13 protein-coding genes are annotated in these 15287 nt (G+C 70.0%); 3 read left to right on the top strand and 10 right to left on the bottom strand.

The genetic code is table 11. The annotated features are described in order from the left end of the window. Positions 1-34 precede the first annotated feature (34 nt). The 7 genes from AB5L52_RS09335 to AB5L52_RS09305 form a co-directional block, all read right to left on the bottom strand. Complete coding sequence (locus AB5L52_RS09335; protein WP_351026312.1) at positions 35-1240, bottom strand: acyl-CoA dehydrogenase family protein; 1206 nt, start codon at positions 1238-1240, stop codon at positions 35-37. A gap of 2 nt (positions 1241-1242) precedes the next feature. Then, the gene (locus tag AB5L52_RS09330; protein WP_019757884.1) at positions 1243-1755 is read right to left on the bottom strand and encodes a MaoC family dehydratase; all 513 of its coding nucleotides are present in this window, start codon (positions 1753-1755) and stop codon (positions 1243-1245) included. A gap of 15 nt (positions 1756-1770) precedes the next feature. Beyond that, on the bottom strand, positions 1771-2736 hold the full coding sequence (locus AB5L52_RS09325) for a CoA ester lyase (protein ID WP_351570736.1): 966 nt from the start codon (positions 2734-2736) through the stop codon (positions 1771-1773). Beyond that, positions 2733-4760, bottom strand: coding sequence for a protein meaA (locus AB5L52_RS09320; RefSeq protein WP_369363314.1), 2028 nt, complete (start codon positions 4758-4760; stop codon positions 2733-2735). Before AB5L52_RS09320 ends, AB5L52_RS09325 begins: the two co-directional genes overlap by 4 nt. A gap of 9 nt (positions 4761-4769) precedes the next feature. Continuing rightward, a complete protein-coding gene (ccrA, locus tag AB5L52_RS09315; protein ID WP_351026318.1) occupies positions 4770-6113 on the bottom strand; it encodes a crotonyl-CoA carboxylase/reductase in 1344 nt (447 codons plus the stop codon). A 426-nt stretch (positions 6114-6539) separates the two neighbouring features. Continuing rightward, positions 6540-7361, bottom strand: a complete 822-nt coding sequence (locus tag AB5L52_RS09310; protein ID WP_351570733.1) for a TetR family transcriptional regulator — start codon at positions 7359-7361, stop codon at positions 6540-6542. A 160-nt stretch (positions 7362-7521) separates the two neighbouring features. Next, entirely contained in the window at positions 7522-9336 is a 1815-nt protein-coding gene (locus tag AB5L52_RS09305; RefSeq protein WP_369363312.1) for a 3-hydroxyacyl-CoA dehydrogenase family protein, read from the bottom strand. 428 nt (positions 9337-9764) lie between these two features. On the opposite strand from AB5L52_RS09305, the gene AB5L52_RS09300 reads away from it, so the two are divergent. Both AB5L52_RS09300 and AB5L52_RS09295 read left to right on the top strand, forming a co-directional pair. Continuing rightward, the gene (locus AB5L52_RS09300) at positions 9765-10349 is read left to right on the top strand and encodes an adenylosuccinate lyase (RefSeq protein WP_351026323.1); all 585 of its coding nucleotides are present in this window, start codon (positions 9765-9767) and stop codon (positions 10347-10349) included. 168 nt (positions 10350-10517) lie between these two features. After that, on the top strand, positions 10518-11234 hold the full coding sequence (locus AB5L52_RS09295) for a hypothetical protein (protein WP_369363310.1): 717 nt from the start codon (positions 10518-10520) through the stop codon (positions 11232-11234). 58 nt (positions 11235-11292) lie between these two features. Here AB5L52_RS09295 and AB5L52_RS09290 read toward each other — a convergent pair whose 3' ends face one another. The 3 genes from AB5L52_RS09290 to AB5L52_RS09280 all read right to left on the bottom strand — a co-directional run bounded on the left by AB5L52_RS09290 (position 11293) and on the right by AB5L52_RS09280 (position 14606). Further along, entirely contained in the window at positions 11293-11700 is a 408-nt protein-coding gene (locus AB5L52_RS09290; protein WP_369363308.1) for a RidA family protein, read from the bottom strand. An 84-nt stretch (positions 11701-11784) separates the two neighbouring features. Beyond that, entirely contained in the window at positions 11785-13347 is a 1563-nt protein-coding gene (locus tag AB5L52_RS09285) for an alpha/beta hydrolase (protein WP_351570721.1), read from the bottom strand. A gap of 176 nt (positions 13348-13523) precedes the next feature. Further along, a complete protein-coding gene (locus AB5L52_RS09280) occupies positions 13524-14606 on the bottom strand; it encodes an Rv2578c family radical SAM protein (protein ID WP_351026329.1) in 1083 nt (360 codons plus the stop codon). Between the two features lie 150 nt (positions 14607-14756). On the opposite strand from AB5L52_RS09280, the gene AB5L52_RS09275 reads away from it, so the two are divergent. Further along, complete coding sequence (locus tag AB5L52_RS09275) at positions 14757-15200, top strand: SRPBCC family protein (RefSeq protein WP_351026330.1); 444 nt, start codon at positions 14757-14759, stop codon at positions 15198-15200. Positions 15201-15287: the final 87 nt, after the last annotated feature.

The raw sequence follows: 15287 nt of genomic DNA, 5'->3' as shown, positions 1-15287 counted from the left end.
TTCTTCTCGAAGAAAACACCCCGTACCCGGACATTCAGCCCTGGAATCGATACTCTTCGAGCAGCCTGCGCCCGATGATCATTTTCTGGATCTCGGCGGTACCTTCACCGATGAGCAGCATCGGGGCCTCGCGGTAGAGGCGCTCGATCTCGTACTCCTTGGAGAAGCCGTAGCCGCCGTGGATCCGGAAGGCGTCCTCCACGACCTCCTTGCAGTATTCGGAGGCGAGGTACTTCGCCATCCCGGCTTCGAGGTCGTTACGCTCTCCGGAGTCCTTTTTGCGTGCCGCGTTGACCATCATCGCATGCGCGGCCTCGACCTTGGTGCCCATCTCCGCCAGCTTGAACTGAATGGCCTGGTGCTGGGCGATCGGCTTGCCGAAGGTGTGCCGCTGCTGGGCGTACTGCACGCCCAGCTCGAAGGCACGCTGGGCGACGCCGCAGCCGCGCGCCGCCACGTTGACGCGGCCGACCTCGACACCGTCCATCATTTGGTAAAAACCTCGGCCGGTGACACCGCCGAGCACCCGATCGGCCGGAAGCCGCAGACCGTCCATGATCAGCTCGGTCGTGTCGACGCCCTTGTAGCCCATCTTCTCGATCTTGCCGGGGATCGTGAGGCCGGGGCGGACCTCGCCGAAGCCGGGCTCCTTCTCGATCAGGAAGGTCGTCATCGACTTGTGGGGAGCCGTGCCCTCGGGGTGGCCTTCGTCACTGCGGACGAGCACGGCCACCAGGGACGACGTGCCGCCGTTCGTCAGCCACATCTTCTGGCCGTTCAGGACGTACTCGTCGCCGTCCCTGACCGCCTTCGAGGTGATCGCCGAGACGTCGGAGCCGAGGGCCGGCTCGGACATCGAGAAGGCGCCCCGGATGTCGCCGGCCGCCATGCGCGGCAGGAAGTGGTCCTTCTGCTCCTGCGTGCCGTGCTGCTTGAGCATGTACGCGACGATGAAGTGGGTGTTGATGATGCCGGACACCGACATCCAGCCACGGGCGATCTCCTCCACGCACAGCGCGTAGGTGAGCAGCGACTCGCCCAGGCCCCCGTACTCCTCGGGGATCATCAGACCGAACAGGCCGAGTTCCTTCAGGCCGTCCACGATCTGCTGCGGGTACTCGTCGCGGTGCTCCAGCTCGGTCGCGACCGGAATGATCTCCTTGTCGACAAAGTCCCGGACGGTGGAGAGGATCTCCTGCTGGACATCGGTAAGACCGGCGGTCTGGGCGAGGCGCGCCATGGCTACTTCTCCTGCTGCTTCAGTTCGGGACGGCCGGGCTGCTCGCCGCCGCGCTCCTTGATGTACGTCTCGGTCGGCACCATGACCTTGCGGCGGAAGACGCACACCAGCGTGCCGTCCTGCTTGTAGCCCTTGGTCTCGACGTAGACGATCCCGCGGTCGTTCTTCGACTTCGACGGCCACTTGTCGAGCACGGTCGTCTCGCCGTAGATCGTGTCGCCGTGGAAGGTCGGCGCCACGTGCTTGAGCGACTCGATCTCCAGGTTGGCGATCGCCTTGCCGGAGATGTCCGGCACGCTCATGCCGAGCAGCAGGGAGTAGATGTAGTTCCCGACGACGACGTTCTTGCCGAAGTCCGTCGTCTTCTCCGCATAGTTGGTGTCCATGTGGAGCGGGTGGTGGTTCATGGTGAGGAGACAGAACAGGTGGTCGTCGTACTCCGTGACCGTCTTGCCGGGCCAGTGCTTGTACGTCGCCCCGACCTCGAACTCCTCGTAGGTGCGTCCGAACTGCATCGCGCTCAGGGCTCCTTAGTTGTCGGGGGTCTCGAACTTCGACGTGCGCTGCATGCCGGCGGCCCGGCCCTTGCCCGAGATGACCAGGGCCATCTTGCGGCTGGCCTCGTCGATCATCTCGTCGCCGAGCATCGCGGAGCCCTTCTTGCCGCCCGCCTCGGACGTGTAGTAGTCGTACGCGTCCAGGATCAGCTCGGCGTGGTCGTAGTCCTCCTGGGAGGGCGAGAAGATCTCGTTGGACGCCTCGACCTGGCCCGGGTGCAGCACCCACTTGCCGTCGAAGCCGAGGGCTGCGGCGCGCTGGGCGACCGCGCGGTAGCCGTCGATGTTGCGGATCTGCAGGTAGGGGCCGTCGATCGCCTGGAGGTTGTTGGCGCGGGCGGCCATCAGGATCTTCATCAGGATGTAGTGGTAGGCGTCCGCCGGGTAGCCGGGCGGCTGCTCGCCCACGACCAGCGACTTCATGTTGATGGAGGCCATGAAGTCGGCCGGGCCGAAGATGATCGTCTCGACGCGCGGGGAGGCCTGCGCGATCGCGTTGACGTTGTTCAAGCCCTGCGCGTTCTCGATCTGCGCCTCGATGCCGATCTTGCCGACCTCGAAGCCCATGGTCTTCTCGATCTGCGTCAGCAGCAGGTCCAGGGCGACGACCTGCTCGGCCGTCTGCACCTTCGGCAGCATGATGCAGTCGAGGTTCTGGCCCGCGCCCTCGACCACCGTCACGACGTCACGGTACGTCCACTCGGTCGTCCAGTCGTTGACGCGCACGACGCGCGTCTTGCCCGTCCAGTCGCCCTCGTTGAGGAACTTGACGATGGTGTGCCGCGCCTCGGGCTTGGCGAGCGGCGCGCACGCGTCCTCCAGGTCCAGGAAGACCTGGTCCGCCGGGAGACCCTGCGCCTTCTCCAGGAAGCGCGGGTTGCTGCCCGGTACGGCCAGGCAGGAGCGCCGCGGGCGAAGGCGGTTGACAGGGGTGGTCATGCGGGGACCTCCAGGGGGTCGAGCTTGTTCGCTTTCCGGATCTCGTCGACGATGGCGCCGATGATTCCGGTGATGTCGAAGTCCTTCGGGGTGAAGACGGCGGCCACTCCGGCGGCCCTGAGCTGCTCCGCATCACCATTCGGGATGATGCCACCGGCGATCACCGGTATATCTGTGGCACCGGCCACACGCAGCCGCTGGAGCACGTCCGGCACCAGCTGGGCGTGCGAGCCGGACAGGATCGACAGGCCGACCGCGTGCACGTCCTCCGCGAGGGCGGCGTCCACGATCTGCTCGGGGGTGAGCCGGATGCCCTGGTAGACCACCTCGAATCCGGCGTCACGCGCGCGTACGGCGATCTGCTCGGCGCCGTTGGAGTGCCCGTCCAGGCCCGGCTTGCCGACCAGGAAGCGCAGCTTGCCGACGCCCAGGTCACGCGCGGTGGCGTCCACCTTGGCGCGGACCTCGGCGAGCGCGGAGCCCGCCTCGACGGGGACGGCCACCGGAGCCGAGGAGACCCCGGTCGGCGCCCGGAACTCGCCGAACACCTCGCGCAGCGCCCCCGCCCACTCGCCGGTCGTGACCCCGGCGCGGGCGCACTCCAGGGTGGCCTCCATCAGGTTGCCGGTGCCCTTGGCGGCCTCCTTCAGCCGCTCCAGCGCCTTGCAGGGGCGCGGGTGGTTGAAGGGCGGCTGGTACCGCGTGTCGCGCCAGTTCTGCAGCGAGTCGATGACCCGGGCCTCGACCGCCGGGTCGACCGTCATGATCGCGGTGTCCAGGTCGGCCGTGAGCGGGTTGGGCTCGGTGCCCTCGAACGCGTTGACACCGATGATCTTCTCCTGGCCGGACTCGATCCGCGCCCGGCGCTCGGCGTGCGAGGCGACCAGCTGCGACTTCAGGTAGCCGGACTCCACGGCGGCCATCGCGCCGCCCATCTCCTGGATGCGGTCGATCTCCGCGAGGGAGTCGGTGACCAGCTGGTCCACCTTCGCCTCGATCACCTTCGAGCCCTCGAAGATGTCCTCGTACTCCAGCAGGTCGCTCTCGTAGGCGAGCACCTGCTGGATGCGCAGCGACCACTGCTGGTCCCACGGCCGGGGCAGGCCGAGGGCCTCGTTCCAGGCCGGCAGCTGCACGGCACGCGCGCGTGCGTCCTTCGACAGCGTCACGGCCAGCATCTCCAGCACGATCCGCTGGACGTTGTTCTCCGGCTGCGCCTCGGTCAGACCCAGAGAGTTGACCTGGACGCCGTAGCGGAACCGGCGCTGCTTGGCGTTCTCGATGCCGTAGCGCTCGCGGGTGACCTTGTCCCAGATGCGGCCGAACGCGCGCATCTTGCACATCTCCTCGACGAAGCGGACGCCCGCGTTCACGAAGAAGGAGATACGGGCCACCACGTCGCCCATGCGCTCCTGCGGCACCTGGCCGGAGTCGCGCACGGCGTCGAGGACGGCGATCGCGGTGGACATCGCGTACGCGATCTCCTGCACCGGCGTGGCCCCGGCCTCCTGCAGGTGGTAGCTGCAGATGTTGATCGGGTTCCACTTCGGGATGTGGGAGACCGTGTACGCGATCATGTCCGTCGTCAGGCGGAGCGAGGGCCCCGGCGGGAACACATGGGTGCCCCGGGACAGGTACTCCTTGACGATGTCGTTCTGAGTCGTGCCCTGGAGCTTGGTGATGTCCGCGCCCTGCTCCTCGGCGACGACCTGATAGAGCGCCAGCAGCCACATGGCGGTGGCATTGATCGTCATCGAGGTGTTCATCTGCTCCAGGGGAATGTCCTGGAACAGCCGGCGCATGTCACCGAGGTGCGCGACGGGCACGCCGACCCGGCCGACCTCGCCGCGGGCGAGGATGTGGTCGGGGTCGTAGCCGGTCTGCGTCGGCAGGTCGAAGGCCACCGACAGACCGGTCTGGCCCTTCGCGAGGTTGCGCCGGTACAGCTCGTTGGACGCCTCGGCCGTCGAGTGGCCCGCGTACGTCCGCATGAGCCACGGACGGTCCTTCTGACGCTCTGTCATCTATGGCTCTCAGACGTTGCGGAAACGGTTGATGGCGTCGATGTGCTTGGCGCGCATCTCCTCGTCGCGCACACCGAGGCCTTCCTCGGGCGCGAGACACAGCACGCCGACCTTGCCCTGGTGCAGGTTGCGGTGGACGTCGTACGCCGCCTGGCCGGTCTCTTCCAGCGAGTACACCTTCGACAGGGTCGGGTGGATCCTGCCCTTGGCGACGAGGCGGTTGGCCTCCCAGGCCTCGCGGTAGTTGGCGAAGTGGGAGCCGATGATCCGCTTCAGGGACATCCACAGGTAGCGGTTGTCGTACTCGTGCTGGTAGCCCGAGGTGGAGGCGCAGGTGACGATCGTGCCGCCCTTGCGGGTGACGTAGACCGAGGCACCGAAGGTCTCGCGGCCGGGGTGCTCGAAGACGATGTCGACGTCCTCGCCGCCGGTCAGTTCGCGGATGCGCTTGCCGAAGCGCTTCCACTCCTTCGGGTCCTGGGTGTGCTCGTCCTTCCAGAACTTGTAGCCCTCGGCGTTGCGGTCGATGATCAGCTCGGCGCCCATCTTCCGCGCGATCTCGGCCTTCTGCTCGCTGGAGACCACACAGATCGGGGTGGCGCCGCCGGCCAGCGCGAACTGGGTGGCGTACGAGCCGAGTCCTCCGCTCGCGCCCCAGATCAGGACGTTGTCGCCCTGCTTCATCTGGGCGCCGTTGCGGGAGACCAGCTGGCGGTAGGCGGTGGAGTTCACCAGGCCGGGGGCCGCGGCCTCCTCCCACGACAGGTGGGCCGGCTTCGGCATCAGCTGGTTGGACTTGACGAGCGCGACCTCGGCGAGGCCGCCGAAGTTGGTCTCGAAGCCCCAGATGCGCTGCTCGGGGTCGAGCATGGTGTCGTTGTGGCCGTCGGAGGACTCCAGCTCGACGGACAGACAGTGGGCGACGACCTCGTCACCGGGCTTCCAGGCGTTGACGCCCGGACCGGTGCGCAGGACGACGCCCGCGAGGTCGGAGCCGATGATGTGGTACGGCAGGTCGTGCCGGCGGGTCAGCTCGCTGACCTTGCCGTAGCGCTCCAGGAAGCCGAACGTCGGCAGCGGCTCGAAGATCGAGGTCCACACCGAGTTGTAGTTGACTGAGGAAGCCATGACGGCCACCAGGGCTTCGCCCGGGCCGAGTTCGGGCACGGGCACCTCGTCGAGGTGGATCGACTTGCGCGGGTCCTTGTCGCGGGTGTCCAGGCCCGCGAACATCTCCGTCTCGTCCTTGTGCACGGTGATCGCGCGGTACGACTCGGGGAGCGGCAGGGCGGCGAAGTCGGCCGGCGTCGATTCCGGCGACTGGATCGCGTCCAGGATGTCCTTCACGGTCACGGTGTTGCCTCCGGCGGTTCGCGCCCCTGAGGGAGGGGGCGCTGAGGGTTCGTCGGTGCTGCGATGAGTGCTGCTGAGGGTGTTGAGGTGTGCCGTCGGTTCGGCTCGGTGGTGCTTCGGCAGCGCTTTGTGGCGCGGGAGGTTGCCTGTGACGCAGGCGTCCGGGCGCGCGGGCCGTGGGGCCCTTGGGGACAGCCGGCGAGCGATCGGTCTCTGCTCGCCGGCCGCCCGGACACTCTCAACGTATGACACCGCGTGTCAGGTGGCAAGGCACTGAGTGCCAGGAGTTGGGCTCAGGTGAAATCTTTACGTAACAAATGAGCGATGATCGATCGAACGGCCTCTGAAATCTGCTCGAAAACGGGCCCTGACATGGCAAAACGGCCACCCGGGCGGGTGGCCGTCGTCACACGTGGGGGAGCGGTCTCAGCGCTCCTTCAGCGCCTCCTCGATGGTCCGCATGACCTCGTCCAGCGGAGCGTCGGTACGGGCGACCGTGACGAGCACCTCGCCGTGCGCGGACGCCGTCGCCGGGACGGTGCCGGCGGCCGGGCCCGGCGCCGGACCGCGCCCGGCCCCGATCCCGGTGCCGAAGGTCTTCCGCACGATCGCGAAGGCGTGGTCCAGCTGCGCCTCGACGTCGCCCTGGCCGCCCGCCCGCAGCCAGCGCCGCAGGACGTGGTTGTGGGCGGTGACGACGGCGGAGGCGGCCACCTCGGCCAGCAATGGGTCGTCGTTGGCGTCGTCGGCGTGCGCGTGCTCGTCGAAGTGGCCGAGGAGGTAGCGGGTGAAGAGGCGTTCGTAGCGGGCCACCGAGGCGATCTCGGCCTCCCGGAGGGTGGGCACCTCGCGGGTCAGCTTGTAGCGGGCCACCGAGATCTCCGGCGCGGCCGCGTACATCTTCATGACTTCCTTGATGCCGCGGCACACGGTGTCGAGCGGGTGCTCGTGCGCGGGGGCGGCGTTGAGGACCGCCTCCGCGCGGATCAGCGTGTCGTCGTGGTCGGGGAAGATCGCCTCTTCCTTGGAACGGAAGTGGCGGAAAAAGGTGCGGCGGGCGACCCCGGCGGCGGCCGCGATCTCGTCGACGGTGGTCGCCTCGTACCCCTTGGTCGCGAACAGCTCCATGGCTGCGGCCGCCAGTTCTCGGCGCATCTTGAGCCGCTGGGCGGCGGCGCGACTGCCTGCGGCACTTTCCGGCGCGTCGGGCGTAGCTGGTGTACGTGAGGACTTGGCGGGCTGGGACATGACCTGAACGTACTGCATGTGCGCAGCTCGATGCGCAGGTGTGCCATATCCCCCGCCCGCCGGGGGCGGGGGAGGGCCCGGCCGGCCGGGCGGGGCGAGCGCGCCCGGATCGAGCAGCCCGCCCCAGTCCGCCTCCGTGCGGGACCAGTCGCCGACGCCGTCAGCGGCGGGCATACTCGCGGAAGCCGCGGCCGGTCTTGCGGCCGAGGCAGCCCGCGGCCACCAGGTGCTCCAGCAGCGGGGCCGGGGCGAGGCCGGGGTCGCGGAACTCGCGGTGCAGGACCTTCTCGATCGCCAGCGAGACGTCCAGGCCGACCACGTCCAGCAGCTCGAAGGGGCCCATCGGGTAGCCGCCGCCGAGCTTCATCGCGGCGTCGATGTCGTCCAGGGACGCGTAGTGCTCCTGGACCATCTTGATCGCGTTGTTCAGGTACGGGAACAGCAGCGCGTTCACGATGAAGCCCGCCCGGTCGCCGCAGTCCACCGCGTGCTTCTTGATCTTCGTGCAGACCTCGCGGACGGTCGCGTGGACGTCGTCGGCCGTCAGCACGGTCCGCACGACCTCGACCAGCTTCATCGCCGGCGCCGGGTTGAAGAAGTGCATGCCGATCACGTCCTGCGGGCGCGAGGTGGCGCGGGCGCAGGCGACGACGGGCAGCGAGGAGGTGGTGGTGGCGAGGACCGCGCCGGGCTTGCAGACCTTGTCCAGCGTGGCGAACAGCTGCTGCTTGATCTCCAGGTCCTCGGCGATCGCCTCGACGGCCAGGTCGACCTCGGCGAAGGCGTCGTAGGACCCGGCCGGGGCGATCCGGTCCAGGATCTGCGCGGCGGCCTCGGCGGTCAGCCGGCCCTTGTCGACAGAGCGCGAAAGCGACTTGCCGATACGGGCCTTGGCGGCCTGTGCCTTCTCCTCGCTGCGCGCGGCCAGGACGACGTCGTAGCCCGCCTTGGCGAACACCTCGGCGATGCCCGAGGCCATGGTGCCGGAACCGGCGACGCCCACCGAGCGGACGGTGCGGCCGGTGGCCTTGGTGTCTCCCTCCGCCGGGGTCAGCGCGTCCGGCACGACCGTGGCGCTGCCCGGCGCCGCGTAGCTGTAGAAGCCGCGCCCGGACTTGCGGCCGGTCAGGCCCGCCTCGCTGAGCTGCTTCAGGATCGGCGCCGGGGCGTGCAGCCGGTCGCGGGACTCGGCGTACATGGCCTCCAGGACCGTCCGCGCGGTGTCGATGCCGATCAGGTCCAGCAGGGCGAGCGGACCCATCGGCAGACCGCAGCCGAGCCGCATCGCCGCGTCGATGTCCTCGCGGGAGGCGTAGCGCGCCTCGTACATCGCGGCGGCCTGGTTGAGATAGCCGAACAGCAGGCCGTCGGCGACGAACCCCGGGCGGTCGCCGACCGCGACCGGCTCCTTGCCCAGCTCGATCGCGAGGTCCGTGACCGCGGCGACGGCCTGCGGCGCGGTCAGCACCGAGGAGACCACCTCGACCAGCTTCATCGCCGGCGCCGGGTTGAAGAAGTGCAGGCCGAGCACCCGCTCGGGGCGGGCCGAGTCGGCCGCGAGCCGGGTGACGGACAGGGCGTTGGTGCCGGTCGCGAGGATCGTCTCCGGGCGGACGATGCCGTCCAGCTCGCGGAAGATCTGCTGCTTGATCTCGTACGACTCCGGGGCCACCTCGATGACGAGGTCGGCGTCGGCCGCCGCGGTGAGGTCGGTGGTGGTGCGGATCCGGGCCAGTGCCTCGGTGCGCTCCTGCTCGGTGAGCCGGCCGCGCTCCACGCAGTGGGCGGTACGGGCCTCCAGAGCGGCGACGCACTTCGCGGCCTGGGCCTCGCTGACGTCGATGCCGATCACCTCGCGACCGGCCTTCGCGAGGACCTCGGTGATGCCGGTGCCCATGGTGCCGAGGCCGACGACGGCGATCGTCTTGAACGGGGACAGCGGGGTGCCGGACTGGGGGGACAGGGGAGTGGCCATCGCGGGACTCCAGGAATGAGGGTGACGACGAGGGGCGCGCCGGGTGCGCCGAGGGGCGCACCGCAGTGCGGGGAAGGAGTGCGGGTGTTGCCGGGCTGCGAGCGCACACGCCCGGTGCTGCCGGGTGCCACGGGCGATGCACACGCCCGCGAGCGGCAAACGGCAGGGAATCCGACCGGCCCTGTCCCGGAGCCGGGTCGTACTGCGGTACACGTACACGTACCGAACCGACATCGCCCCACTGCCCCAAGGGCGTGGGAGCTGTCCCCGGCGGCGGCCGCGTCACCAAACCGTCGCCAGTGGAAGTGCGAGTGGGTAACTCGCTCGTCTGAGCTTAACCGGCGAGTAACGAGCGCGCCAGACCTGAGTCGCACCGGACTTTGTGATGTACCTCCCCCGTCCCCCGCGACGCGCCTACGCTGGACTTCGTGGACGAAGAGTTGCGATCGCTCACGGAGCGCTTACGGCAGGAGTCGCGCGGCACGGCGGCGTTCGACCGGCTGCTGGCGACCGAGGACCACGACGAACTCGCGGAGGTGCTCACCGCGCCCGGACAGCCGCTCTGGGCCAGGGAGCTGGCCGCCTTCCGGCTCGGCGTCGCCGGCGACCGGCGTGCCTTCGAGTCCCTGGTACTCCTCCTCAATCACCGCGACCCCCCGCGCTGTGCCTCCGCCGCCCACGCCCTCGCCCGGCTCGGCGACCCGCGTACGGCCCGGGCCGCGGCGGCGCTGGCGACGAACGAGCTGCGGGTGGCCTACGCCCTGCACCCGGTACGGCTCCTGGCCGAACTCCGCGCTCCCGAGTCCGTCCCGGCGCTCATCACCACGCTGGAGCGCCGACTGCGCCCCCATGACCCCTACCGGCGTGTCGCCCTCGCCTGCGTCGAGGGCCTGGGCACCCTCGCCGACCCCCGCGCCCGCCGTGTCCTGAAGGAGGCCCTCGCCCACCCGGCGCTGGCGAGGGCGGCGGTGCACGCGCTGGCGAGCATCCCGGAGGCGGAACAGGCCAGATGACTGTCCGTCAGCCATGCGGCCTCGTGGCGCCCGGGGCGCTGCCGCGCGGCGGGGCGGACCGGTGCGCTACGGCGCGCGGGGTGGAGCGGGTGGTGTGTCGGGTGCGGCCGGGACGTACTGGTGAGGTGCTGGTGAGGCGCTGTTAGGGTGCCCTGCCGTGAGTGGGATATGAGCGGGCGGGAACCGGACCGGCCGAAGGACCGCGACCCTTCGGGGGACGAGCACTTCCGCCGTCTGAGTGCGGAGTGGGACTGGTCTCCCCTGGGGGAGCGCGAGGTGCCGCTGGGGCTCGTCGTGCGGCGGTGGTCGCTTCTGCTCACCTTCGACCTCCTCATGGTGGCGGCCGGCTCGCTCGTCGCCGTGACCGTGGGACGCCGGCCCGCGGTCGCCACCTCGGTCGCCTTCACCCTCCTGTACGTCTTCTGGCTCCGCCGGCGGATGCCGCGCTCGCCGGGGCACAGGCTCGCGGGCATCCTCGCCGGGCTCGGCTACGTGATCCTGGTCTTCGGCGCGGGCTACGCCACCCCCCGGATCTACCTCGACACCTGGGGCAAGGAGGGCACGGCGACCGTCGTCGGCCAGAACACCACGCGGACGCGCGGCGGCGGCAAGGACTACACCTGCACCGTCGTCCTGCCCAACGGCGACGCACGGGAGTTGCAGGCATCGAGCGACACCTGCAAGCACCTGGAGCCGCTCGACGACGACCAGGTGCCGGTGGTCTACGACCCGGGGCATGTGGTCCTGCCGGCAGCCGGGACGAAGGACCGGCTGGGGACGGCGAAGAGCCTACTGCCGTGCGGGATCGGGCTGTTGCTGGTGGTCACCGGCGCCGCCTACGCTGTCGGGCGCACGGCGGGGGTCCGGCGCGAAAGCCTTCGCTAGTGCCTCAACAGGGGCACTGGACGCGAGCGCCTTCGCCGGAGGGACCCCCAGGGCCGCTTCAGGCGCCCTGTTCGCCCACCACCGCCAGTGCCTCGATCTCCATCAGGAACTCCGGAGCCACCAGCGCCGCGACCTGGACCGCGGAGGACGCCGGGAGACGGTCGTCGGGTATGTGGGCGGCGCGGGCCGCGCGGATCGCCGGCAGATGGGCCGTGTCCGTGACGAAGTAGGTCAGCTTCACCACGTGCTCGAAGCCGGCGCCGACCGCGGCCAGGCAGCGCCCGAGGTTCTCGAACACCTGGCGGGCCTGGGCCGCGGGGTCGCCCGCGCCGACCAGCTTGCCGTCCTCGTCCAGCGCGAGCTGGCCGGAGACGGCGACGAGACGGCCGGTCGCCGAGACGACATGGCTGTACTGGGCGGCGGGGGCCACACCGTCGGGGGCGGGGATCCGGGTCGGTTCACTCACGGCTGCGTGGACTCCATGCTGATCGCTCATGGCTCCATGGTGGACCACCCCACTGACAACGCCCCCGACAGGCCGGGCGGTTGCTCAGTGACGGTAACCCAGCAGGTCGTGCAGGGTCGCGCCGCGGGGGACGGTCGTCCCGGCCTTCGTGGCCAGCGGCTTCGGGTCCGGCGACTTCTTGCAGACCGCGTCCGCGGCACCCGAGCCGTGCGGCACCGTACCGTCGTTGAGATACGCGGCCAGGTACGTGTCCAGGCAGGTGTTGTCGCTCAGCGTGATGCCATGGTTGCCGCCGCCGTCCTCGACAACCAGGCTGGAGCGGGCGAGCAGCCGGTGGACCGTGACACCGCCGGGGTACGGCGTGGCCGCGTCGTCGGTCGCCTGGAAGAGCAGCGCCGGCGGCAGCTGGGTGTTGGCGATGCCCACCGCCTTGTGCTTCGGGGCCGGCCAGAACGCGCACGGCGCGTTGTACCAGGCGTTGCTCCAGGCCATGAAGGGTGCCTTGCGGTACACCGCCCAGGTGTCGGCACGCCAGCGCTTCCAGTCGGTGGGCCAGGAGGAGTCTTGGCACTGCACCGCCGCGTAGACGCTGTAGCCGTTGTCGCCCGAGGCGTCCACGGCACCGAACTTCTCGTACACCGCCACCAGCGGCTTGGTGTTCTTGTCGCGCACGTACGCCGCGAACGCCTCGGCGAGATACGGCCAGTAGCCGTCGTAGTAGCCGCCGGGGATGAAGGTGTCCTCCAGCTCGGAGGCGCCCACCGTGCCGTCGGCCGGCTCCTTCGCCAGGGCCGCCCGCATCGCGTACCACGCGGCCTCGACCTTCGCGGGGTCCTTGCCGAGGTGGTACGTGGAGTCGTACCGGGCGATCCACGCCATCAGCGCGCGGTGACGGTTGTTGAAGGCGTAGTCCTGGCTGAGGTTGTCCTTGTACCAGACGCCGGTCGGGTCGACGACCGAGTCCAGCACCAGGCGCCGGACCCGCTGCGGGTAGAGCTTCGCGTAGACCGCGCCGAGGTAGGTGCCGTAGGAGTAGCCGAAGTAGCTGATGCTCGGCGCGCCGAGCGCCTGGCGGATGGCGTCCATGTCGCGCACGGTGCTGACGGTGTCCATGTACGGCAGCACGTCGGCGTACTTGCGGCCGCAGTCGGTGGCGAAGGAGGTCGCGCGCTCCAGGTTGGTCCGCTCCAGCACGGCCGAGGCGGGCACGGTGTCCGGGCGCACCGTCTTGAAGTGGCCGGGGGCGCAGTCCAGGGCCGGGCTGCTGTGGCCGACTCCGCGCGGGTCGAAGCCGATGACGTCGTACTGCGCGGCGACGCTCTTCGGCAGGGCCGAGGCGACGTATCCGGCGAGCAGCAGGCCGCTGCCGCCGGGCCCGCCGGGGTTGACCAGGAGGGGGCCCTGGGAGGTCTCCGCGGTGTGCGGGACGCGGGTCAGGGCGAGGGTGAGCTGCCGGCCCGTCGGCTGGGAGTGGTCCAGCGGCACCTTCAGGGACGCGCATTGGAGCGTCGGATAGACCACGGTGCCGCAGGTCTTCCAGGTGAGCGGGGCGGCGGGAGCGGCCGGGGCCGCCTGGGCGGGCGGGGCCGTGACCGAGCCCGCCAGCACGGCGGCGGATGCGCACAGCACGGCTGCGCGTGTTCTCATGCGTTCTCCCGGGACGGAGGTTTCGGCGGATCGTGAAGGTCATGTCTTTCGCCGCATCGTCCCGGAATCGGCGTCCTGAAGAACGTTTTATAGGCATAGTTGACCCGATTGGTCCGTCCGAAGCCCTCGAACGCCGCTCGGTCGAGGGCGGCCGGCGCTCTCGGGGGCCGGTGCTCTCACATGAGGGTGAGCTGGGTCGGTTCGGTCACGGGCCCGGGTCCGGCCGGCCGTGGCGGGCCGATCCGGCGGGCCAGTCCCGCGCGCGTGGGCCCGATGCCGTACTCCTCGGCCAGCTCGTGCACCTGACGGGTGATCCGGCGCTGGTACCACTTGGGCGCGTAGGCGCCCTCCACGTACAGCCGCTCGTAGCGCCGCACCAGATACGGATGGTGCCGGCCGAGCCAGGCCATGAACCACTCCCGCGCGCCGGGGCGCAGATGCAGCGTGAGCGGGGTCACCGACGTGGCCCCGGCCGCCGCGATCGCCCGTACCGCGGCCCGCAGTTGGGCCGGGTGGTCGCTCAGGAACGGGATCACCGGTGCCATCAGCACCCCGCAGCCGATGCCGTGCTCGCCCAGGGTGCGTACGACGTCCAGGCGGCGCTCGGGCGCGGGCGTGCCCGGCTCCACCGTGCGCCACAGCTCGGTGTCGAGGAAGCCGACGGAGACCGAGATGCCCACGTCCGTCACCTGGGCCGCACGGACCAGCAGGTCCAGATCGCGCAGGATCAGGGTGCCCTTGGTGAGGATCGAGAACGGGTTGGCGTGCTCGGTGAGGGCGGAGATGATGCCCGGCATCAGCCGGTAGCGGCCCTCGGCGCGCTGATAGCAGTCGACATTCGTGCCCATCGCCACGTGATCGCCCTGCCAGCGGCGGGAGGCGAGCTGACGGCGCAGCACTTCGGGCGCGTTCACCTTGACCACGATCTGGGAGTCGAAGCCGAGGCCCGTGTCGAGGTCCAGATAGCTGTGCGTCTTGCGGGCGAAGCAGTACACGCACGCGTGCGTGCAGCCCCGATAGGGGTTGACCGTCCACTCGAAGGGCATGCGCGAGGCGCCAGGCACCCGGTTCAGCACCGAGCGCGCCCGGACCTCGTGGAAGGTGATCCCGCGGAACTCGGGCGTGTCGAAGGTGCGCGTGGTCACGGCGTCCGCGCCGAACAACGCGGCCTCGGCGGCCCGGCCGTGCTCGGCGCGCTCCCCGGACGCCCCGGACTCGCCGGCCGCCCCGGACTCGACGGTGAGGTTCTCCCAGCGCATGACCCCTCCTCGGTAGCACTGCCGCACACAATAGAACAACTGTTCCCATGATCGTGCGGCCCGCGTTGGCGCCCCCCGATTTGGGCGGCCGGGTACCGGGGTGGTTGGCTTTGCCCCAACCCCGAGAAACGCAGGTCCTGGAGGAACGCAATGGCGCAGGTCGAGGCCACTACGGAGCGGGTCGTCGCGGCGGACGCGGAGAAGGCGTTCGACGCCCTCGCCGACTACCGCGGTACACGGCAGAAGCTGCTGCCCGAGCACTTCAGCGAGTACGAGGTCCGCGAGGGCGGCGACGGCGAGGGCACCCTCGTCCACTGGAAGCTCCAGGCCACCAGCAAGCGCGTGCGCGACTGCCTGCTGGAGGTCAGCGAGCCCACCGACGGCGAGCTGGTCGAGAAGGACCGCAACTCCTCCATGGTCACCACCTGGCGGGTCACCCCCGCCGGCGAGGGGCAGTCCCGGGTCGTCGTCACCACCACCTGGAACGGCGCCGGCGGCATCGGCGGCTTCTTCGAGAAGACCTTCGCCCCCAAGGGCCTCGGCCGGATCTACGACGCCGTGCTCGCCAACCTCGCCGCCGAGGTCGAGAAGTAGGCTCAAACACCCGCCGGTGAAGGGGCGTTGTGCCCCTTCACCGGTTCGGGTGGACCTCCCCGTCCACCCCAACCCCACCGTAACTCG

Origin of the sequence: Streptomyces sp. CG4, from assembly GCF_041080655.1 — a bacterium.
Classification (GTDB): Bacteria; Actinomycetota; Actinomycetes; order Streptomycetales; family Streptomycetaceae; genus Streptomyces.
Note: the sequence above shows the minus strand (reverse complement) of the source record. Positions and strands in the feature narration are given on the sequence as shown.